The following is a 20,930-nucleotide window of genomic DNA, read 5'->3' on the forward strand; positions in this document are numbered from 1 at the left end:
GCAGCGCACCCATGCCTCGCCTACGGGCCACGCGCGGCGTTGCCCTGCCCCAGCCGCAGGTCAACGAGCATCACCTGCAAGCCCCCGGTTTGCCGGAAGATGGTCGTCTGCGGCTGCTTAGCTTCAATATCCAGGTAGGCATCAGTACCGAGCGTTATCGGCATTACCTGACGCGCAGCTGGCAGCACCTGTTGCCGCACACTGGCCGAGCCAGCAACTTGCAGAAAATCGGTAAGTTGCTTGGGGACTTCGACCTGGTGGCCCTGCAAGAGGCGGATGGGGGCAGCATGCGCTCGGGCTATGTCAACCAGGTCGAGCATCTGGCCCAACTGGGTGCCTTCCCCTACTGGTACCAACAGCTCAATCGCAACCTTGGGCGCTTCGCCCAGCACAGCAATGGCGTACTGAGCCGTCTGAAGCCTCATCAGCTCGAAGATCACCCACTGCCTGGCCCAGCAGGGCGCGGGGCTATCCTGGTGCGCTTCGGCGAGGGTGAGGACGCGCTGATCGTGGTCATGATGCACCTGGCATTGGGCGCCAAGACCCGCGCACTGCAGCTGGCCTACATCCGCGAACTGATCGGCGGGTACCGCCATCAGGTGTTGATGGGGGACATGAACACCCATGCCACCGACCTGCTCGAGCACTCACCCTTGCGCGACCTTGGCCTGATCGCGCCCCAGGTGGAGGCCACCTTCCCCAGTTGGCGACCACAGCGCTGCCTGGACCACATCCTGCTCAGCCCGAGCCTTACCCTGGAAAGGGTCGAGGTGCTGGCCCAGCCGATTTCCGATCATCTTCCCGTGGCCGTCGAGATCCGATTGCCTGATGCATTGACTGTGGATACGCTGCCGGCCTTGAGCTGAATCAACTGACGCCTCGCTTGCCCTCAAGTGTCCCGGGCGCGCGCCGACAGTGTGTATCAGACAGCCCCAGTTGTATCACCCGTGCGGACACAGGCATGACCGAAGAAGCCGAGCGCTGGAAAGAAAAATACCTGATAAGCATTGAGCAACAGGAGAAGCTCGAACGTCGCTGGGAAGCGCGCCTGGACTTGCTGCGTCGAGGCCTGGTTCGCAGTACGTTGGCCGCCGAGGGCAGCGACAAGGTCGTCGACCAGTGCATGAAGGAAATGCGCGAGGTGATTCGCAGTGACAACATGGATGCCGGGCTTGCCGGCCTGATCCCGCGTCTTGAAAAAGCCGTACTGGAGTCTGAACAGCGCCGCGAAACCCGCATGCACCAAGTGGGCGATGCGCTGACGGCGCTGGTCGATCAGTTGCAAGGCCTGCCGTTGAGCAGCGATGTCTCAAGGCCCTTGAAGAAGCTTGCCAAGCGGCTGGAGGCCGGCGTTACCCAGTCTCGTGATCTGCCGCCACTGCTGGGGGAACTCAGTGGTCTGCAAGGGCGTGCGTTGGCCGCGCTGGACAGGCCCGAAGGCGGATCGCGGGGCGGCTTTCTGCAGCGATTGTTCAAAGGCCGCGATGAACCGGCGCCTGTCGAGGCCGCCAGCGAGCAGGTGACGGGCTCCGCCCCTGTTGCCGCGCAACCCCTGGTACAGGAAGCCTCTCTTCTGCCTCAATACGATGGGCACGAAGACAACGATGCGTCCCCGTCGCTGGTCGTGTCTGAACACGTGCCGGGTGTCGAGCCGCCACCCATTCCCCCGGCACCTCCCATGGCCATGGATACGCCATTGCGAACTGGAGCGGATGATGGCCCGACCCCTCTGGCTGATGTGCCGCTGGCTGATCAAGACGCCTATGCGCTGCCCTACGCAGTCGAGCCGCCCTACAGTCAGGTTGCCGCCCATATCGAGCAGACGCTGCTCGGTTTATTGGATGACCTGAGCCTGCCAGATCGCCACAAGGCCCAGGCGCAGGCGATGCGCGAACGGGTGGCGCGCGGTATGAACTGGTACGAGTTGATTCCTGTACTGGATGATCTTGCCGTGTTGCTGCTGGCGATCAACGACAGTGGCCAGCATGAGTTCGAAACCTATCTGCAATTGCTCAATGAACGGCTCGAAGGTTTCCACGGCCACTTGCAGGCCGCCAGTGCCGGTCACGCCGACAACAGCAGCGCAGCACGCCAGCTGGACACCCAATTGCGTGAACAGGTGGACGGGCTGCAAACCGACATGCAGGGCGCCGCAGACGTATCGAGCTTGAAGCACCTGCTCGAAAGCCGGCTCGAGGGCTTGCTGATGACAATGGACCAGCACCAGCACGAGCGCGACCGCCGCGAGCAGGCGCTGGCTGGGCGCCTGCAGGGCCTGTCCGAGCGCGTGGCCAGCATGGAGCAGGAAGCGTTGGGTTATCGTGAGCACCTGGAGGAGCAGCGGCAAAAGGCATTGCTCGACCCACTGACCGGCCTGCCCAATCGTGCGGCCTGGAGCGAGCAGGTAGAGCGCGAAATGCAGCGCTGGCAGGAAAACGGCGGCGACCTGGCCATGGCGATTCTGGACCTGGATCATTTCAAGCAGATCAACGATGGCTACGGGCATCTGGCCGGCGACAAGGTATTGAAGATCGTGGCCGATCAGTTGCGCAAACGGCTGCGGGGCCAGGATTTCATTGCCCGCTTCGGGGGCGAGGAGTTCGTGTTGCTGCTGCCCGACACCTCGCCGGCAGACGCATTGCAGGTCGTCGAAACAATGCGCCTTGCCGTAGAGGCCTGCCCGTTTCACTTCAAGGGAGAACGGGTGGTAGTGTCCACGTCCATTGGCCTGAGCGCCTTCAGGCCAGGCGAGGTGGCCGATCAGGTGCTCAAGCGTGCCGACGCAGCGCTTTACCGTGCCAAGCAACGGGGGCGCAATTGCGTGGAGCAGCACTGACCGGGGCCTGGCAAGGGCGAGCGCAGATGCGGGGAGACCGTTATACTGTAGCGCTCATTCGCTGAGGCCACTGCCGTGCTTTCCACGCTGAAAAAAACACTGATCACCTTACTGCTGCTGACTGTCGCCGGTTGTTCGACGGGCTTGCGCATTGACCGCAGCCACCCGTCAGCCAACCACGACAACCGCATTCAGTTCGTGGTGCTGCACTATACCAATGCTTCGCTGGAGCGCTCGTTGGCGTTGCTGACCCACGGCGAGGTCAGCAGCCACTACCTGATCGGCGATGGCCCCGCCACTGTCTACCAGTTGGTGGATGAAAGCAGGCGAGCCTGGCACGCTGGCGATAGCCAGTGGCAGGGCAGAACCTGGTTGAACTCATCGTCCATCGGCATCGAGATCGTCAATGCTGGCTTTACCGATACGCCTGCCGGGCGGGTATGGCACCCCTACAGCGAAGCGCAGATCCAGTCGCTGATCGCGCTGCTCAAGGACATCGTCAAGCGTAACGGCATCGAGCCACGGCACATCATTGGCCACAGCGACATCGCGCCACTGCGCAAGCAGGACCCCGGCCCGCTGTTCCCGTGGAAACGCCTGGCCGACGCCGGCCTGGGCGTTTGGCCTGACGCCTCTGCCGTGGCTCGCCAGCAGGCCTATTTTGAGGTCAATCCCCCTACGATTGGGTGGTACCAGCAGGCCCTCGCCCGGTTTGGCTATGCCGTCGAGCAGACGGGCGTGCCCGATGTCCAGACACGGCACGTGATCGCGGCGTTCCAGATGCGCTTCCGGCCTCAACGCTTCGACGGCCAGCCCGATGCGCAGACGGCCGCCATGCTCGAGGTGCTCAACCGCATGCCGTAAAGCGTTGACGGCTGGCAGTTTGGTCCTCGCCCAAGCGAAGCGCTAAACGGCAAAGGTAATTGTCCATTGAGTTGCTATACCTTGGTAATCAACTGGATGCCTTCGATGCCTGATCGCCTGACGGCCTTGCGCCAATTTTTCTACCGTCCCTGGATGCTTGCCGCTTTGGCGGCAATCGCCAGTGCCGCCTTGTTGCTGACCGCCAGCATCGCCATTGCGTTGCAGCAGATGAAACAAAGTGAAAGCGAACAGATGAATGCTCAGGGCGAGCGTTTTCTGGAGCGACTCGAGCAGGTGTTCGGGCAGTTGCGCGAAGGCGTGGACTTGTTGGAGACGCAGCCTTTGCGTGGCTGCGGCCCCGCCATGCTGACGGCCTTGCAGCAGATCGGGTTGAGTTCACGGTTCATCTACGAGGCGGCCTATGTCGACGGTGATGTCGCGTGTTCGAACCGAGGTGACGAGCGGGCTTTCGTGCCGCTGCGCCCGCCAGACATCAAGGGGCCGGTCTACAGCTATTGGCTCAATACCACCACCGAGCCCGACGAAAACCTTGCCGCGCTGATGCTGGGGCGTGGCCGGTTTCTGGTGTCAACCTCCCGCGGGCACCTGACCGATGTGGTGGATTTGCCCCCGGGCGGCAGCTTGTTGGTCGTGCTGGATAACGGTGCCCGGGCGATCCCGGTGCTGGGCCCGCCCCAAGTGTGGCCACCGCCTTCTGTGTGGTCGACCAGCCACAAAACGCTGCTGGAGTTCAGCGACCGTCTGATCTATCGCATGCCCACCAAGTCTCCTGATTACCAGTTGGTTCTGATCGCACCACGCGCAAGTCTCCCCCTGCGCATGAATGGCGCCCTGTGGCTGCTGTTTCCAGGCAGCGTACTGGGTGCTTGTTGCATCGGCTGGCTGGTCTTGCAGTTGGCGCAACAGCGACGCTCCATGAGCTCGGAGCTGCAGCAGGCGCTGAGTCGTGGCCAGTTGCAAGTGCTTTACCAGCCGATTTTCGAGCTCGACAGCAGGCGCTGTGTGGGTGCCGAGGCATTGGTGCGTTGGCGTCGGCCCGATGGCACCTTGACCAGCCCTGAGCTGTTCATCCCGCTGGCCGAAAATACCGGGCAGATCCGTGAGATCACCGACTTCGTCCTGCGACGCGTCCTCGAACAACTCGGCCCGCTGTTGCGCTCACGGCCCATGCTGTACATCTCGGTGAACCTGGCGGCGTGCGACGTGATGGTTCCGCGTGTTGGGGAAGTGGCGGCGCGCTTGCTGGCGCTGCACCGGGTGGCCCCTAGGCAGATCGCCTTCGAGGTGACCGAGCGCGGCCTGATCGATGTGGTGGTGGCGCGCGAAAACCTGCAAGCACTGCGCGCCCAGGGCCATCAGGTGCTGATCGACGATTTCGGTACGGGCTACTGCAGCCTGGCCTATCTCCAGACCTTGCCCGTGGATTGCCTGAAAATCGACAAGGCATTCATCGATGCGCTGGGCCACGATGCCGCCAGCAGCGGCGTGGCACCGCATATCATCCGCATGGCCCACGACCTGCATCTGCGGGTGATCGCCGAAGGTATCGAGCGTGAAGACCAGGCACTGCTGCTGCTTGGGGAGGGCGTGAAGTACGGCCAGGGCTGGCTGTTCGCCAAGGCCCTGACGGCCCGTCAGTTCGCCGAGCTGGTCAGGCGGGATAAATTGCCACGGGGTAGACAGGCCTGACGCGCCTTGCGAGCATCAGACCGGCAGCGCCAGGTAGAACTGGGTACCTTCACCCGGTCGCGAGAAGACGCCCATGCGCCCACCGTGCAACTGCACGATTTCCTTGCACAAGGCCAGTCCCAGGCCGGCTCCACCTTTCTTGCGCCCTACTTGCACGAACGGCTCGAAGATACGGGCCTGCTGGCCATAGGCGATACCCTCGCCCGTGTCCTCGACACTGATGATCACGCGTTCGGCATGGCGCCGCGCATGCAGGCGGATGCGCCCGCCCTGTGGGGTATGCCTGACCGCGTTGTGCAGCAGGTTGTCCAACACACGGTCGAGCTGGGCAACGTCAGCCTGAATGCGTGGCAATGGCGGTTCCAGGGCCAGGACCAGTTCGATCTGCTTCTGGCCCGCCTGGTCGGCGAAGCGTAATTGCGCCCGCTCCAGCAGTTCATCTACGGCGCAGGGCGCCAGGTCGAGCTTTTGCAGGCCGCTTTGATAGCGGCTGAAGTTGAGCAGGTCATTGATCAACTGGGTCAGGCGCTGCATTTCTTCGCCGATGGTTTCCAGCAGATCGTACTCACGCGCTTCTTCGGGAAACTTGACCCGTTCGCGCAGCAGGCCGAACGCCATGTGCATACCGGTGACGGGCGTGCGCAGCTCGTGGGAGGCGCGGAGCACGAACTCGCTGCGCACCCGCTCGAAGGCACGCTGTTCTGTCACGTCGTGAAGCACCATCACAGCGCCCAGGATCGGGCCCTGGGGATGGCTGACGGGCGTCAGGCTATAGGTCAGCAGACGCGTTTCCTCGTCAACATCGATGTGAAGGTCGTCCGGTTGCCGGTCCAGACTGCCGCCGCGCAGCACCTGGCACAGCTGCTGTTCCAGCTCAGGTCGTTCCAGGGCTTCGGCCAGGCTGCTGCCAACACGGCTGTCGTTCCAGCCCAGTTGGCGTTGAGCAACCGGGTTCAAGTGCTCAAGCAAGCCCTGTCGATCGATGATCAGCAGGCCATCATCGATACTGTCGAGCACGGCTTGCAGCCGCTGCTGCCCGGCGAGCAATTCGTCGACATTGGTGGCCTGGTGCTTGCGCAGGGCGTCGGCCATGATCCCGAAGCGACGCGTGAGCTGGTTCAGCTCGCTGGCTTGAGTGATCGGGAGCGTGACATCGAAATTGCCCTTGCCGAGCTGATCGGCTGCCTTGGCCAGGGCCTCGATGGGCTGCCCGAATCGGCGGGCAATGTTGTGGGCAGTGATAAAGCCCAGAACCAGGACCACCAGGCCCATCAGGCCCAGCACGCCGCCGACCAGCAAGGCGCGGGCACGGCTTTGTTCTTCGCTGCGAGCGATGTTGGCCAGCGCTTGTTTGTGGGAATCGATCAGGTCGGTGCGCACTTGATTGAATGCGGCGCCCAGTGGCTGGTCCACGGCCAGGCTGCGCGAAGGCGCCGGGGTTGCGTGGTAAGCCTCGAGAAATGCCTGGTAGTGGTCGCGGGCTTCGCTGAAACCAGGCCGCTGGCCACCGTCGGCCAGGCTTTGGTCGAGCAGGCGTTGGAAATTGTCTTGCAGTGCTTGCAACTGATCGGGAGCCGTGTCCGTATCCAGCAGCAGGATGAGTTGCTCACCGAGGTTCTGGCGTAGCTTCAACCCCACGTCCAGCGAGTGATTGGTGTCGCGAACCAGCGCCTGCTGGGCCGAAGCCATTTGCAGGACGCTTACCAAGCCAAGCAGCAGCCCCAGCAGGGCGACCGTGACCAGCGCCGAGATGCTGAGAAAGAGCCGCGTGCGCAGCTTCATGGTCGGCCACTTCACAGGTTGTACTGCTTACGCTTGCGATACAGGGTCGACGCGTCGATCCCGAGAGTCTTGGCGGCCTGGTCAAGCGTGTCGCTGGCAGCCAGCACGGCGCCGATATGCGCGCGCTCCAGCTCATCCAGGCTCAAGGCGGCCCCTACACGCGGCGCGTTGCTTGCCGGTTGCTCGCCCATGCCCAGATGGCTGATCTCGACCTTTTCCTGGGGACAGATGATGCTGGCCCGCTCGATCACGTTACGCAATTCGCGAATGTTGCCCGGCCAGCGGTAATTGAGCAGCGCTGCGCGTGCCTCGTCGCTGAAGCCGCGGGCTGGCCTTGAGTATTCCTTGACGAAGCGGGCCAGGAAGCGGTCGGCGAGCGTGAGAATGTCTTCACTGCGCTCGCGCAGGGGCGGCAGGTGCAAGGTGATGACGTTCAGGCGGTAGAGCAGGTCTTCGCGGAAACGGCCCTCGCGCACCATTTCCTCCAGGTTGAGGTTGGTGGCTGCGAGGATGCGCACATCGGCCCGGCGGGTGACGGGGTCGCCGACACGCTCATATTCCTTGTCCTGGATGAAGCGCAGCAACTTGGGTTGCAGGGTCAGGGGGAAGTCACCAATTTCATCGAGGAACAACGTACCACCGTCCGCCTGGTTGACGCGGCCAAGGGTGCTCTCGCTGGCGCCGGTAAAGGCGCCTCGCGTGTGGCCGAACAGTTCGCTTTCCATCAGCTCGGCATTGAGCGACGGGCAGTTGATGGTCACGCAGGCCTTGCGCGCACGCTTGCTCCAGCCGTGGATGGCGCGGGCCAGCTCGCCTTTACCGGTCCCGGACTCGCCCAGGATCAGGATGTTGGCATCTGTGGTTGCTACCTGGCGGGCTGTTTCCAGTACGACCATCATGGCCGGGCTGTGGGAGTCCAGGCCATCCTTGGGCTTGCGCACTTCGCCTTCCAGGGCTTCCAGGCGGGCGGAAAGCTGGCGTACTTCCAGTTGCTTGGCTGTGGCCAAGCGCAACTGGTCAGGACTGCAAGGCTTGACCAGGTAGTCGGCGGCACCGGCTTGAATGGCATCGACCGCCGTGTCGATAGCGGAGTGGGCGGTCACGATGACCACGCGCATCCATGGCGCCTGAACACGCATCTGGGCCAGCACGTCCAGGCCATTGTCCTCGCCAAGGCGCAGGTCGAGGAAGCACAGGTCGAACACTTGGCGTTGCAGCAGGCTCTCCGCCTGGGTGGCGCTGTTGGCGGTCGCCACGCTGTAGCCCTCGTCTTCCAGGCAGTAGCGGAAGGTGCGCAGGATCGCGGACTCGTCATCCACCAGCAGAATGCGGCCTTGCTTGTCCTGGGCTGATTCCATGTACCTGCGCTCCTTTGGGAAATATCTTTATTTAGTGTGGGAAAAATCGGGCAAGTTGCATGGTCAATTCTGAAGGATTCTGCCCTTTGCACGCCAGCGGGTCGACCAAGAAGCTCAAAGGCACCCGTGGGGCCGGCGATTTGCTTAGAGAGGTTGGTTGGCACATTGGTTGCGAAGAGTTTCAGATTTTGCCTACAAAAGGAGACTACGACATGCCTTTCCCCTTTCGCGCACTTGCGCTAGCGGTCAGTTTGCTGCCCCTCGCCGCTGTGGCCAGTGACGATCCTGTCCACGATGCTCGCCTGGAAGGTTCGCTGCAGACGGCAGTGTCCTTGAATCGGATCCTCAATCCTTATCGAATCACCGTTAAGGTCGATGGGGCGTCGGCGCGTTTGGCTGGGGAGGTCGAGAATGAGGTTGAGCGACGTTTGGTCGAGGAAGTGGCTTTGGCGACTTCAGGTATCGAGAAGGTCGACAATCAGGTGCAGGTCAATCCTGAGCTGGTCGAGCGTCCACTGGCGTTGCGCGCTTATGCCCAGCGCACGGAGGACGTGACGCTTACGGCAGTCATACGGTCACGGCTGTTGTGGAGCCGCCTGACTGAGAACGCACCCATAGAGGTACAAAGTGACAGCGGTGTCGTCACGCTCCGGGGGCGGGTAGACAACCCCGAGGCGAAGGAGCTTGCGGGCGTCGTGGCGCGTACGACCGAAGGGGTGTACCTGGTCAACAACCTGATCAGCCTTGATACCGCAGCCATGATCAAAGCTAAAGACCAGCCTGTGGATGCCCCTACCGGACCGCAGCCAAGCGATGCCTGGATCGTCGATAAGGTCCAAAGCAGTTACAGCTTCAGCCGCAACCTCGACGGGCTGAATCTGAAGGTGGTGAGCCAGGATGGCTTGGTCAGACTCTCCGGCGAAGTCGTCAGCCCGGAGCAGAAGAATATCGCGACGGACATCGCCAGACAGATCATTGGTGTGCGTGGGGTCGATGCCGACATGCTCAAGGTGGCAACCAAGGTTGAAGGGTGATCGTGCATTTCGCACGGCCCCCCAGGGGGCATCGTGCAGGATACGTGGTAGGTCCTAATGGTTCAATCTTTTAACTTATTGAAAAATAAGGATATTTTCTAATTTCAAAGCTGGCACGCAGGCTGCAATTACTTGTTCAAGTCTGGACAAAAATTACAGCAGGAGAAGCCGGTATAAACCGCCCATCTGTCAACCGTTTGCACGTTACCGCCCTGCCACTGCGTCAGATCATGTCGCTTGGCATCGCGGTCATGCTGACTTTGGCAGCAGGGCTGTTCTACTACAGCGTGCAAACCGCCCGCCTGGCCGATCAGGTCGCGGCGCAAACCGCTCTGCTGTCGCAGATCCAGAACACCCGCGCCAGTAACCTCGTGCAAGCAGCCGAGCCGCTGCCATCGAAGGGTAAGGCCGAGTCCCCTGCAACCGTTGAACATGTCGTACCACAGGACCGTTGGGTGTTCTGATCACCCTGCTTTTGAAAAACAAAGGAGAATCACCATGCTGAGCTGGGCTATCACTTTCCTCATCATCGCCATCGTCGCTGCAGTTCTGGGCTTTGGTGGTATCGCTGGCGCTGCAACGGGTATCGCCAAGATCCTGTTCATCGTTTTCCTGGTTCTTTTCGTTGCTTCGTTCTTCTTTGGACGCGGTCGCAGATGAGCAGGCTGTTACGCAATGCCGTAGCTGGCGTTCTGATGATGAGCGCCACTGCAGCAGCGTTGGCGGCCAATGATGGCCAGCTACGCGTCGATCAATTGCTGGGTAGCGACGCCGAGTACCGGGAATCCTGGCAGGATGCCGTCAAAGGCGAGGAACGCCTGCCCGATTGGGTATTGAACCTGACGGGAAGTTCGCCTCAGCAGATGTCGGCGGTCACGGAAGACGGTGATAAATACCTCGTGGGCCCGCTCTGCGAAGCTGCGGACAAATGCACTTACAAGCGTTTGATCGTGGCATTCAGCTGGGACAAGGATGACGCCTACGGGATGCTGGTGGAGGTACCGGAAGGCCTTCCCAGCGACAAGTCGCCCACCCGCCATGCGCAATACCGGTGGCTTGGCAAACCGGACGATGGCATGAAAGCCATGCTTCAGGAGCAACTCAAGCGGGACCCGAACTGGTACTGAGTCGCAAGACCGGTGCGGTTCAGGTTCGGCACTGTCATGAAATAGAAGCTGAACGGCCGTAGGCTTGCAGCCTTCTATGCTGTGCTGCTCCGAGGAGGAGCAGCACATGACCAAGGGGCCGGGCTGTTCTGATCGCTACAGGATTGGAGTGGCCTAGGGGTACAGGGAGTGCCTCCACCTGTTGGGCCGGGTCAGGCAAGGCAGAATCGGAAGTTCCAGGTCAGTAGAGCCCTGAACGATCTTCAGGGTGGACCTGGCTTCCGAGGAGCCATCCAGATGGCAGTGCGCGATGCACGAAATCCATCTGGGGACACATTTTGTCTCAACCGCGCGTCTTTTTTTTCGTGAGCTGTGCTATCTATATCAGCTGCGTTTGAAGCATTCGGATTGTCGAACAACCGAATGTTCCCTATGTTCCTTTGCGACTATTTCAGCCGCCATCTGGCGTTTATGCCTTGTTCGGGATTCCGAACAGCGCCTCGCAGGGCGCCTATACCCTTACAAATGCCCTCACTTTCCCATGCTCAATCGGTATGGGGTATGCGTTTCCGGCATTAGATTTCCCTTCTTCCCATCGCAATAGTTGCGGCCTTTTTCGCCGACCGAGCCCTGCGCTCGTCTGCGCTGTCCTTACAACACGTCGCTGATCGGCGAATTCACTCCGGGCTTGTGTCCCTCTGCTGTCCGGTAGCCGTTAGTCGACATGACCACTACAACAAAGGGTAAAGACATGAAGAAGGCAAAACTGAGCCTCGCCTGGCAGATCGTCATAGGTCTGGTACTGGGCGTTGCAATCGGCGCGCTCCTGAACCACTTCAGTGCAGAAAAGGCCTGGTGGATCAGCAACGTCCTTCAGCCTGCTGGTGATATCTTCATTCGCCTGATCAAGATGATCGTGGTCCCGATCGTGATCTCGTCGCTGATCGTGGGTATCGCTGGGGTTGGCGATGCCAAGAAGCTTGGCAGTATTGGCCTGAAGACCATTCTCTACTTCGAGGTCGTCACGACCATCGCCATTGTCGTGGGCCTGGTGCTTGCCAACCTGTTCCATCCGGGCGCGGGTATCGACATGAGCACCCTCGGTACTGTGGACATCTCCAAGTACCAGGCGACCGCCGCCGAGGTGCAGCATGAGCATGCCTTCATCGAGACCCTGCTCAATCTGATTCCGTCGAATATCTTCGCGGCGCTGATGCGCGGTGAGATGTTGCCGATCATCTTCTTCTCGGTCATGTTCGGCCTTGGCCTTTCGAGCCTGCAAGCCGAGCTGCGCGACCCTCTGGTACGCACCTTCCAGGCCGTATCGGAGACCATGTTCAAAGTCACTCACATGATCATGAAGTACGCGCCGATCGGTGTGTTCGCGCTGATCGCGGTGACCGTTGCCAACTTTGGTTTCAGCTCGTTGCTGCCACTGGCCAAGCTGGTGTTGCTGGTGTATTTCGCCATCGCCTTCTTCGCCTTCATGGTGTTGGGGCTGGTAGCGCGCCTGTTCGGTTTCTCGGTGATCAAGATCATGCGCATCATGAAAGATGAGCTGATCCTGGCCTACTCCACCTCAAGCTCGGAAACCGTCCTGCCACGGGTTATCGAAAAGATGGAGAAGTACGGCGCGCCCAAATCGATCTGCTCGTTCGTGGTACCCACCGGCTACTCGTTCAACCTCGACGGCTCCACCCTGTACCAGAGCATCGCGGCCATCTTCATCGCCCAGCTCTACGGTATCGACCTGTCGTGGAGCCAGCAGTTGCTGCTGGTGCTGACCTTGATGGTGACCTCCAAAGGCATCGCCGGGGTACCAGGCGTTTCGTTCGTGGTGCTGCTGGCCACCCTGGGTAGCGTGGGTATCCCACTGGAAGGCCTGGCGTTCATTGCCGGTGTCGACCGCATCATGGACATGGCGCGCACGGCACTCAACGTGATCGGCAATGCCCTGGCGGCGCTGGTCATCTCCCGCTGGGAAGGCATGTACGACGCGGCCAAGGGCGAGCTGTACTACGCTTCGCTGATCGCCGAGAAGCCTGAAACTGCCATGGTGGGTGAAGCAGCCAAACGCTGAGGCCAAACCTGTTGGACCCAAAGCCCCGACCCGTCGGGGCTTTTTGTTGTCTGTGGCATCCATACTCACGGCGAGCCGCAGCCAGGGCAGTGTTCGATACGTTATGATTCGGGCATTTTCGGGGAGGTAAGTGGATGCTCAACGGCTTGTGGCTCGGCTTTTTTCTGGTAGCGGCCATATCTGCCATGGCTCAATGGCTGGTGGGTGGCAACGCCGGCATCTTCGCGGCCATGGTCGAAAGCATCTTCGCCATGGCGAAGCTGTCGGTCGAGGTCATGGTATTGCTGTTCGGCACCCTGACCCTATGGCTGGGCTTTCTGAAGATCGCCGAGCAGGCGGGTATCGTCGAGTGGCTGGCCAAGGTACTGGGCCCTTTGTTCGCACGGCTGATGCCCGAAGTGCCGCCTGGGCACCCTGCGCTAGGGCTGATCACCATGAATTTCGCGGCCAACGGTCTGGGCCTGGACAACGCTGCTACCCCTATCGGCTTGAAGGCGATGCGTGCCCTGCAGACGCTCAACCCCAGCAGCACCACGGCCAGTAACGCGCAGATCCTGTTCCTGGTGCTCAATGCGTCTTCCTTGACCCTGCTCCCTGTGACGGTCTTCATGTACCGCGCCCAGCAAGGCGCGCCCGACCCAACCATGGTGTTCCTGCCTATCCTGCTGGCCACCAGTGTGTCGACGCTGGTCGGGCTGCTGTCGGTCGCGGTGATGCAGCGTTTACGGCTATGGGACCCTGTGGTGCTGGCGTACCTGGTACCCGGCGCGTTGCTGCTGGGGGGCTTCATGGCCTTTCTCGGCACACTGTCGGCAGCCGCGCTGGCCAGCTTGTCCTCGATCCTGGGCAACCTCACGCTGTTCGGGGTGATCATCGTCTTTTTGATCATCGGCGCGCTCAAGCGGGTCCAGGTCTACGAAGCATTCGTGGAAGGGGCGAAGGAAGGCTTCGACGTTGCCAAAAGCCTGCTGCCCTACCTGGTGGCGATGCTGGTAGCGGTCGGTGTACTGCGCGCATCCGGGGCGCTTGAGGTGGCGTTGGACGGTATCCGCCATGCGGTGAACTGGATGGGCCTGGATACGCGCTTCGTCGAAGGGCTGCCAACTGCTCTGGTCAAGCCGTTTTCCGGCAGTGCTGCACGGGCAATGCTGATCGAGACCATGCAGGCCCAGGGTGTGGACAGCTTCCCTGCCTTGGTCGCTGCGACCATCCAGGGCAGTACCGAAACCACGTTCTACGTCCTGGCCGTGTACTTCGGCGCCGTGGGCATTCAACGGGTGCGCCATGCCGTGGGGTGTGCACTGTTGGCCGAGTTTTCCGGTGTGGTGGCAGCGATCTGCGTTTGCTACTGGTTCTTTGGCTGACCGGCGTTTCTGGCGCCACACGATGCGCCGCTCATGAAGCGGCGGCATCTTCGACTACCTTGAAGCGCAGGACACCGATCACCTGGCCATCCTCAGTCAGTACCCTCACCTGCCAACGCCCCACCGGGTTGGGCGGGAAGTTCTGCTTGTGGGTCCAGGCTCGGTAGCCTTCCTTGCGCCCACCGTGAATATCCAGGGCGATACGGTCCACTTCCTGCCCGTCTTTCTGCCACACATGGTAGATCCGCTCATTCAGGCCGCGCGGTGCGTTGATGGCGGTATAGGCGTACAGGCCGCTGCTGCGGATACGGCTGGCAGCGATTGTATCCAGTGAATCTCCCGGCTCACGGTTGATGACCTCGGTGCTCACGGCGACTTCGGTCATCCACAAGGTGGCCGGCGGCACCCAGGAGCGCAACAACCAACCCCCGCCACCGACGGCCAGCGTGATTACCACCAGGGCGACACCGCGTCGCCAGTTGCTGACCGGAAAACTGCTGACCAGGCTCGGGAAGGACAAGGCCATGGCGATGATCAGGGCCAGCTTGAAGCTTTGCGCGGTGGTGAGGTGAAGGATGATCGGCAGGGCGGTCAGCAAGGCGGCGAACAGGGTCAGGGTGTGAAGCGCCATGAACAGCCAGCGCCGCGGCGCGAGCCAGCGGTAGTACAGCGGGTCGATGATCGAGACCAGTCCGGCGGCGCCCAGCAAGCCTGTGAAGATCGACTGGCCGCTGTTCCAGGTGGTGGTGATGAAGAAAAACGGCAGTACGAAGAACAGGGATTCCTGATGGATCATCTGCGTGGCATAGCGCAACAGCGGCTGGGGTATTTCACGCTTGAAGGTACGCGTGAACAGGCGGGTGAGCGTGCTTTCGAGCATCAGCCAGACCCAGCTGACCAGCAGCAGGACGGCGATCCAGCTGGCGAGGCCCGCCTGCCGGTCGACCAGGATGAAACTGCCTACACCTGATAGAAAACCACCCAAGGCAATGACGCCCGGATAGCGTTTGAGCAGTTCGATGATGCGCTGGGCGATCTTAGGTATTGGGGGCATGGGGCTGCAATGCTTGGAGTGGCTAGGAGGCGGCCCTTGCATGCACGACGCGGGCATTGAAAGGATACCGCCGTTTCACATGTGCCGAGTAGCACCGCCTGGCTTGCCAGGGGCCTGTCGACGCCAGCGCAGAAGGCATGCGGCGAGCAGCAACCCTGCCAGCAGGAACGACAGGCCATAGAGCTCGTCGTACCCGAGCAGCGGTTTTTCGATACGAATGTAGCCTTCATGGGCGAGCAACTGCTCGAGCGCCTGGTTGGCTTGCTCCAGGGTCACGCGCTGCAACTGACGCACAGGGCTGGCGAAGCGGCCGTCAGTGTAGTCGTTCAGTGCGCCCCAGTAGTAATCGGCAAGGGCACTGTTGCCCTGGGTTGCCCAACTTTCCTTGGCGATGCTCGCTTGCTTGATGCGGGCAAAGGTGTCCGGGTCCAGGCCCTGCTCGCGCAAGTGATCGAACAAGCGCCGCATGACCTCGATCGCCCTTCCTATATCATCGCGCTCAAGGTCGGCGTTGAGGCTGAGCAGGCCGGTATCACCGAAGCTCTCGCGCTGGACCGAGGGTCCATAGGACAGGCCATTGCGCAGGCGCAGCTGGTCATATACTGCCCAGTCCAGATAACGGGAGAGCAGATCCAGGGTGGCCTGGTGGTCGTTGTCCAGCACCGGCTCGATGAACAGCCAGTGGAGTTTGGCCGTGTCGCCCAGCCAGCCGTGCATCAGGTCGCGCCGTTGCTTGGCCTCTTGGCTGATCGATTCCAGGTCGCGGCGGTCTTCCGGCTCGGTGGCCGGGAGTTCGCCGAAGGTTCTTCCCAGGTAGGCGGGCAACAGGCGGTCCAGGCCACCCACCATGATCAGTGTCATGTTGTTGGCCGCGTACCAACGCTCGCGCAGGCTCTGGACCTGCTCGAGGGTCATGTCGTCGAGGTTGGAACGCTCAGGGCATTTCAAGCCCAATTCCGTTGCCAATTGCTGCCCGGCGGGGTGACCGATGTCCTGCCGGTCCAGCCAGCGCTGTAGATGCCCATAGTGGCCACCGTCCTCACGCTCAATGATGCGCTTGGCAGTCGCCAGGGCCTTGGCGTCGATCTGGGTGTCGCGAATGATCGACAGCAACAGGTCGAGTACCTTGCGCTGATTGCGTGCGGGTGCCTCGATCACGAACGTGGTGTCGGCATTGCCCGTGAACGCATTCCATTCGCCACCCAGTGCCTGCAGGCGCTCTTCGAGGCCTCCTTCGCCCGTGTCATCCACCCCACTGAACAGCAAGTGCTCCAACAGGTGCGGCAGTTCCTTCTGGTCACAGCCGAAGTCGTCCAGGCCCACGCCCACGACCAGGCGAATGGACACATGGTCGCGTTCGTAGCCGTCCTTGAGGATGACCTGCAGGCCGTTGGGCAGCAGGTAGCCCTCCACGCGAGCGCGGTCCAGGGCAAAGGAGCATAGGCTACACATCAGCAGGCAGATGAACATCAGGCAACGCATGGGCGAGCGGGGGTCCTCAGGTCGGCGACATCACGGCAGAGGGGCTTCGTCCGGCACGCTGTCGAGCATCAGCCCGCCCGTGTCCGAGCCGCCCAGTACCACATAGGCACTGCTGCAGAACAAAGAGTTCAACCGCTTCATGTCGGCGATGAGCTCCAGGTGGATGGAGCTGGTCTCGATGCTCTGTACCACTTTTCGCTGCAGGCGGCTGACATGGGCATGGGCCAGGCGCCGCTCCTGGGCGCGAAAACGACGCTTCTCGCGCAGCAGCAAACGCGCGCTTTCCGGGTCGGCGCTGAGGAATACCGAGAGGCCAAGGCGCAGGTTGGCCAGCAATTGCTCTTGCAACCCGGTCAGTTCTTCCAGCCCCATTTGGGAAAAGGCGCGTCGTTGACTGGTCTTCTGCTGCTGGACTTTGCGCAACATGCGTTCGATCAGGTCGCAGGCCAGCTTGAGGTTGATCGCCAGCTCGATGATCTCAGCCCAGCGACGGTTGTCGTGTTCGCTGAGGTCCTCGCGGGTCATCTGCGCCAGGTATAACTTGATGGCGCTGTACAGGGCCTCGGCATCCTCCCCCAGTGCACGCACCTGCTGAGGCAATGCAGCCTGGGTGCCGCGCAGTGCGCCAAGCATGGCTTCGAGCAAGTTGTCGACGATATCCCCCAGGCGCAACGTCTCCCGGGCAGCATTGGCCAGCGCCAGACTGGGCGTTTCCAAGGCCGAGGCGTCGAGATGGCGCGGGCGTATCTGCCCGTTGTCGCGCTCGCGCTCTGGCAATAGGTTGTTGCACAGCCGTCCCATGGGCTTGACCGTAGGTAGCATGATCAGGCAACGGGCAGTGTTGTAGAGCAAGTGGAAGCCGATGACCAGCTCCTGCGGGCTGAAACTCAGTGTGTCCATCCAGTCCACCAGCGGGTGGAGCACAGGGATGATCAACAGCAGGCCGATCAGCTTGTACAGCAGGCTGCCCAGCGCCACGCGGCGGCCAGCGGCGTTCTGCATGCTGGTGCTGATGAACGCCAGCAGGCCGCTACCAATGTTGGCGCCGACCACCAGGCCTATGGCCACGGGCAGGCTGATCACCTCGGCCCCTGCCAGTGTGGCAGTGAGCAGGACGGCGGCCAGGCTCGAATACGACACCATGGCGAACAATGCACCGACCAGGGCATCGAGCAGAATGTCGCCGGTCAGGGAGGCGAAAAGCACCTTTACGCCCTGGGCATGGGTGATGGGGGCAGCTGCCTGGACGATCAGTTCCAGCGCCAGGATGATCAGGCCCAGGCCGATGCCGACGCGGCCAAGTTGGCCAGCACGGGTCTGCTTGCGTGAAAGGAAGAAGATCACCCCCAGGAAAATCAGCAGGGGCGAAAGCCAGGACAAGTCGAAGGTCAGTACACGGGCCATGAGCGCGGTGCCCACGTCAGCCCCTAACATGATGGCCAGCGCCGGGGTCATGGCCATAAGGCCCTGGCCCACGAATGAGGTGACCAGCATTGCGGTTGCGTTGCTGCTCTGCACCATTGCAGTGACGAGAATGCCCGCGATGAAGGCCAGCGGACGTTTGTCCATGTTCTGGCCGATGATGCGTCGCAGGTCCGAACCGAATACCCGCAAAATGCCGGTTCGCACGATGTGCGTGCCCCACACCAGCAAGGTGACTGCCGAAAGCAGGTTGAGTAGGGTCAGCATGACGAGAGCCCCCTGATTGCACCGGCCAAGCTGGCCAGTCGAAAAGACGTGGGCGCAGTGCTGTTTGCACAGGCCTGTTCAAGCTTTAGTTCTAATATGCCGCTGCCGCCAGCTTCGCATGGCTGTCACGATTTTGAAACATCCGCGGCCAGGGCTGGCGGGATGCGCAAAGGGCCCCGCAGGGCCCTTTATTTCGTGACGCGCGGGGTTATTGACCCGGCACATCCTTGCGCAGTTTCACGGCCTCGTGTTCCTTGCCGGCTTTGCGTGCCAACGACGTACGCATGCGGATATTGATGGCTTCGACCGCCAGGGAGAAGGCCATGGCGAAGTAGACGTAGCCTTTAGGGACATGCACATCGAATGCTTCGGCGATCAGCACGGTACCTACCACGATCAGGAACGACAACGCGAGCATCTTCAACGAAGGGTGCTTGTCGATGAAGTCGGCAATGGTGCCGGCGCACGCCATCATGACCAGCACGGCGACGATGATTGCGGCGATCATCACCGGCACGTGCGACACCATCCCAACAGCGGTAATCACCGAATCGAGCGAGAAAACAATGTCGATGATCGCGATCTGGATGATGGTGTAGAGGAACTTGCCGCCAGAGCCCTTGGGTTCATCGGCGTTTTCTTCTTCGCCTTCCAGGCCATGGTAAATCTCCTGCGAGCTTTTCCAGAGCAGGAACAGGCCGCCGAAGAACAGGATCAGGTCACGTCCGGATATGCCCTGCCCCAGGACCACGAACAGATCGTCGGTCAGGCGCATTACCCAGGTGATGGACAGCAGCAGCATAATGCGGGTCACCATGGCCAGGGCCAGGCCGAAGATCCGGGTGCGCGGCTGCATGTGCTTGGGCATGCGGCTGACCAGGATCGAGATCATGATGATGTTGTCGATGCCCAGAACGATTTCAAGCGCGGTCAGGGTGAAAAAGGCAACCCAGATTTCCGGGCTGGTCAGCCATTCCATGTGTTTTCCTTTGAGCGGTATAGGCAATGCGCCTGCATCGAGGCGCATTGCGGTGGAGAGAGGTCTGTTATCAGAGACTGCTGAACAGCGGGAAAATGCCCATGATCAGCGCGGCGAACATTATGCACAGGCACACCAGCACTGCCCACTTGAGCGTGAAGCGTTGGTGATCCCCGAATTCGATGCCGGCCAGGGCGACTAGCAGGTAGGTCGAGGGTACCAGCGGGCTCAGCAGGTGTACCGGCTGCCCGACGATGGATGCACGGGCCATTTCGACCGGGCTGATGCCATAGTGGCTTGCCGCTTCGGCCAGCACCGGCAGGACACCGTAGTAGAAGGCGTCGTTGGACATGAAGAAGGTAAACGGCATGCTCACGATCGCCGTGATCACCGCCAGGTACGGGCCCAGGGCTTCGGGAATGACGGCCAGCAAGCTTTTGGACATGGCATCGACCATGCCGGTGCCTGACAGAATGCCGGTGAAGATGCCTGCGGCGAAGATCAGACCGGTGACCGCCAGCACGCTGCCGGCGTGGGCTGCAATACGGTCTTTCTGTTGTTGCAGGCATGGGTAGTTGACGATCATGGCGATGCTGAAGGCGATCATGAACAGCACTGGCAACGGCAGCAGGCCGGCGACTAGGGCTGCCATCAATGCAGCGGTCAGTGCGCCATTGAAGTACAGCAGCTTAGGCCGGCGCGCCTCTGGATATTGCGAGACGCTGATGTCGCTGTGATCGACATCGTCGGTTGGCAGGTGCAGCTCGCCCAGGCGGGCACGTTCGCGTTTGCCGTACAGGTAGGCAATGGCCAGAATTGCCACTACGCCGAACAGCATCGCTGGAATCATGGGCACGAAGATATCGGAAGGGTCCACGTGCAAGGCGCTGGCCGCCCGCGCAGTGGGCCCGCCCCATGGCGTCATGTTCATGACCCCGCCGGCAAGAATGATGAGCCCCGCCATGATGCGCGGGCTCATGCCCAGGCGGCTGTACATGGGCAGCATGGCCGCACAGCAGATCATGTAGGTGGTGGCGCCGTCACCGTCCAGCGATACCACCAGGGCCAGCACGGCGGTACCTACCGACACTTTGAGCGGGTCGCCCTTGACCAGCTTGAGGATCTTTCGCACCGCAGGGTCGAAAAGGCCGGAGTCGATCATCAGGGCAAAGTAGAGAATGGCGAACATCAGCATGACGCCGGTGGGCGCCAGCTTGCTGATGCCCTCGAGCATCATGGGGCCGATCTTGCTGGCGAAACCGCCGAAGATGGCGAACAGAATGGGCACAAGGATCAGCGCGATCAAGGCCGACAGGCGCTTGGTCATGATCAGGTACATGAACGTGACGACCATGGCGAAGCCGAGGAAGGTCAGCATGGCAATACTCCAGGCGAGGCGCGACGAAAAAGAGGACGGTTCGGGCGGGTCAGCGTGCAGGACGCTGCGCGTGGAGTGGGTCGAACAAGACTGAGAGAAGTCGGGCACGGAAAGGCATCGGTATCACCATTGTTGTTGTTGGTTGCGCCGGGCGGGGCACGTACCTCGCCCTGGCTGACCGGTCTGTGCCGGCAATGGGGCTATCCTATGCGGG

General features: G+C 61.3%; 17 protein-coding genes. 10 read left to right on the top strand and 7 right to left on the bottom strand.

What is annotated here, in order from left to right; translation table 11 throughout:
* Positions 1–11 precede the first annotated feature (11 nt).
* From ACK59L_RS05660 to ACK59L_RS05675, 4 genes are all read left to right on the top strand, one after another.
* Positions 12–866 carry an endonuclease/exonuclease/phosphatase family protein gene (locus ACK59L_RS05660; RefSeq protein ID WP_023532864.1) on the top strand — a complete coding sequence of 285 codons (855 nt, stop codon included), beginning with the start codon at positions 12–14 and terminating at the stop codon, positions 864–866.
* 95 nt (positions 867–961) lie between these two features.
* The gene (locus tag ACK59L_RS05665; protein ID WP_409272350.1) at positions 962–2,836 is read left to right on the top strand and encodes a GGDEF domain-containing protein; all 1,875 of its coding nucleotides are present in this window, start codon (positions 962–964) and stop codon (positions 2,834–2,836) included.
* A 75-nt stretch (positions 2,837–2,911) separates the two neighbouring features.
* Positions 2,912–3,700 (top strand): N-acetylmuramoyl-L-alanine amidase, encoded by a 789-nt coding sequence (locus ACK59L_RS05670; protein WP_058638706.1) that lies wholly within the window; start codon positions 2,912–2,914, stop codon positions 3,698–3,700.
* Between the two features lie 105 nt (positions 3,701–3,805).
* Entirely contained in the window at positions 3,806–5,410 is a 1,605-nt protein-coding gene (locus ACK59L_RS05675) for an EAL domain-containing protein (protein WP_409272352.1), read from the top strand.
* A gap of 15 nt (positions 5,411–5,425) precedes the next feature.
* Here ACK59L_RS05675 and ACK59L_RS05680 read toward each other — a convergent pair whose 3' ends face one another.
* A complete protein-coding gene (locus ACK59L_RS05680; RefSeq protein ID WP_144963727.1) occupies positions 5,426–7,192 on the bottom strand; it encodes a KinB sensor domain-containing domain in 1,767 nt (588 codons plus the stop codon).
* An 11-nt stretch (positions 7,193–7,203) separates the two neighbouring features.
* Positions 7,204–8,550, bottom strand: coding sequence for a sigma-54-dependent response regulator transcription factor AlgB (gene algB / locus ACK59L_RS05685; RefSeq protein WP_023532715.1), 1,347 nt, complete (start codon positions 8,548–8,550; stop codon positions 7,204–7,206).
* A 212-nt stretch (positions 8,551–8,762) separates the two neighbouring features.
* Between algB and ACK59L_RS05690 the strand changes: the two genes are divergently transcribed.
* From ACK59L_RS05690 to ACK59L_RS05715, 6 genes are all read left to right on the top strand, one after another.
* Complete coding sequence (locus ACK59L_RS05690) at positions 8,763–9,584, top strand: BON domain-containing protein (RefSeq protein ID WP_409272371.1); 822 nt, start codon at positions 8,763–8,765, stop codon at positions 9,582–9,584.
* 173 nt (positions 9,585–9,757) lie between these two features.
* Positions 9,758–10,048, top strand: a complete 291-nt coding sequence (locus ACK59L_RS05695; RefSeq protein WP_058603694.1) for a hypothetical protein — start codon at positions 9,758–9,760, stop codon at positions 10,046–10,048.
* Positions 10,049–10,082: 34 nt separating this feature from the next.
* On the top strand, positions 10,083–10,244 hold the full coding sequence (locus tag ACK59L_RS05700; RefSeq protein ID WP_023532363.1) for a DUF1328 domain-containing protein: 162 nt from the start codon (positions 10,083–10,085) through the stop codon (positions 10,242–10,244).
* A complete protein-coding gene (locus ACK59L_RS05705; RefSeq protein ID WP_058638704.1) occupies positions 10,241–10,711 on the top strand; it encodes an inhibitor of vertebrate lysozyme family protein in 471 nt (156 codons plus the stop codon). Before ACK59L_RS05700 ends, ACK59L_RS05705 begins: the two co-directional genes overlap by 4 nt.
* Before the next feature lie 730 nt (positions 10,712–11,441).
* The gene (gene gltP, locus ACK59L_RS05710) at positions 11,442–12,770 is read left to right on the top strand and encodes a glutamate/aspartate:proton symporter GltP (RefSeq protein WP_058603696.1); all 1,329 of its coding nucleotides are present in this window, start codon (positions 11,442–11,444) and stop codon (positions 12,768–12,770) included.
* A gap of 134 nt (positions 12,771–12,904) precedes the next feature.
* On the top strand, positions 12,905–14,134 hold the full coding sequence (locus tag ACK59L_RS05715; protein ID WP_023532681.1) for a nucleoside recognition domain-containing protein: 1,230 nt from the start codon (positions 12,905–12,907) through the stop codon (positions 14,132–14,134).
* A gap of 31 nt (positions 14,135–14,165) precedes the next feature.
* Here ACK59L_RS05715 and ACK59L_RS05720 read toward each other — a convergent pair whose 3' ends face one another.
* From ACK59L_RS05720 to ACK59L_RS05740, 5 genes are all read right to left on the bottom strand, one after another.
* Complete coding sequence (locus ACK59L_RS05720; protein WP_409272356.1) at positions 14,166–15,188, bottom strand: DUF5924 family protein; 1,023 nt, start codon at positions 15,186–15,188, stop codon at positions 14,166–14,168.
* A 75-nt stretch (positions 15,189–15,263) separates the two neighbouring features.
* The gene (locus ACK59L_RS05725) at positions 15,264–16,670 is read right to left on the bottom strand and encodes a M16 family metallopeptidase (protein ID WP_409272358.1); all 1,407 of its coding nucleotides are present in this window, start codon (positions 16,668–16,670) and stop codon (positions 15,264–15,266) included.
* 30 nt (positions 16,671–16,700) lie between these two features.
* Positions 16,701–18,359 (bottom strand): Na/Pi cotransporter family protein, encoded by a 1,659-nt coding sequence (locus ACK59L_RS05730; protein WP_409272360.1) that lies wholly within the window; start codon positions 18,357–18,359, stop codon positions 16,701–16,703.
* Between the two features lie 208 nt (positions 18,360–18,567).
* Complete coding sequence (locus ACK59L_RS05735; protein ID WP_027913220.1) at positions 18,568–19,338, bottom strand: TerC family protein; 771 nt, start codon at positions 19,336–19,338, stop codon at positions 18,568–18,570.
* 70 nt (positions 19,339–19,408) lie between these two features.
* Positions 19,409–20,716, bottom strand: a complete 1,308-nt coding sequence (locus tag ACK59L_RS05740) for a CitMHS family transporter (protein ID WP_409272363.1) — start codon at positions 20,714–20,716, stop codon at positions 19,409–19,411.
* Positions 20,717–20,930: the final 214 nt, after the last annotated feature.

The organism is Pseudomonas sp. KCJK9111, from assembly GCF_046231935.1.
GTDB classification, from domain to species: Bacteria; Pseudomonadota; Gammaproteobacteria; order Pseudomonadales; family Pseudomonadaceae; genus Aquipseudomonas; species Aquipseudomonas parafulva_B.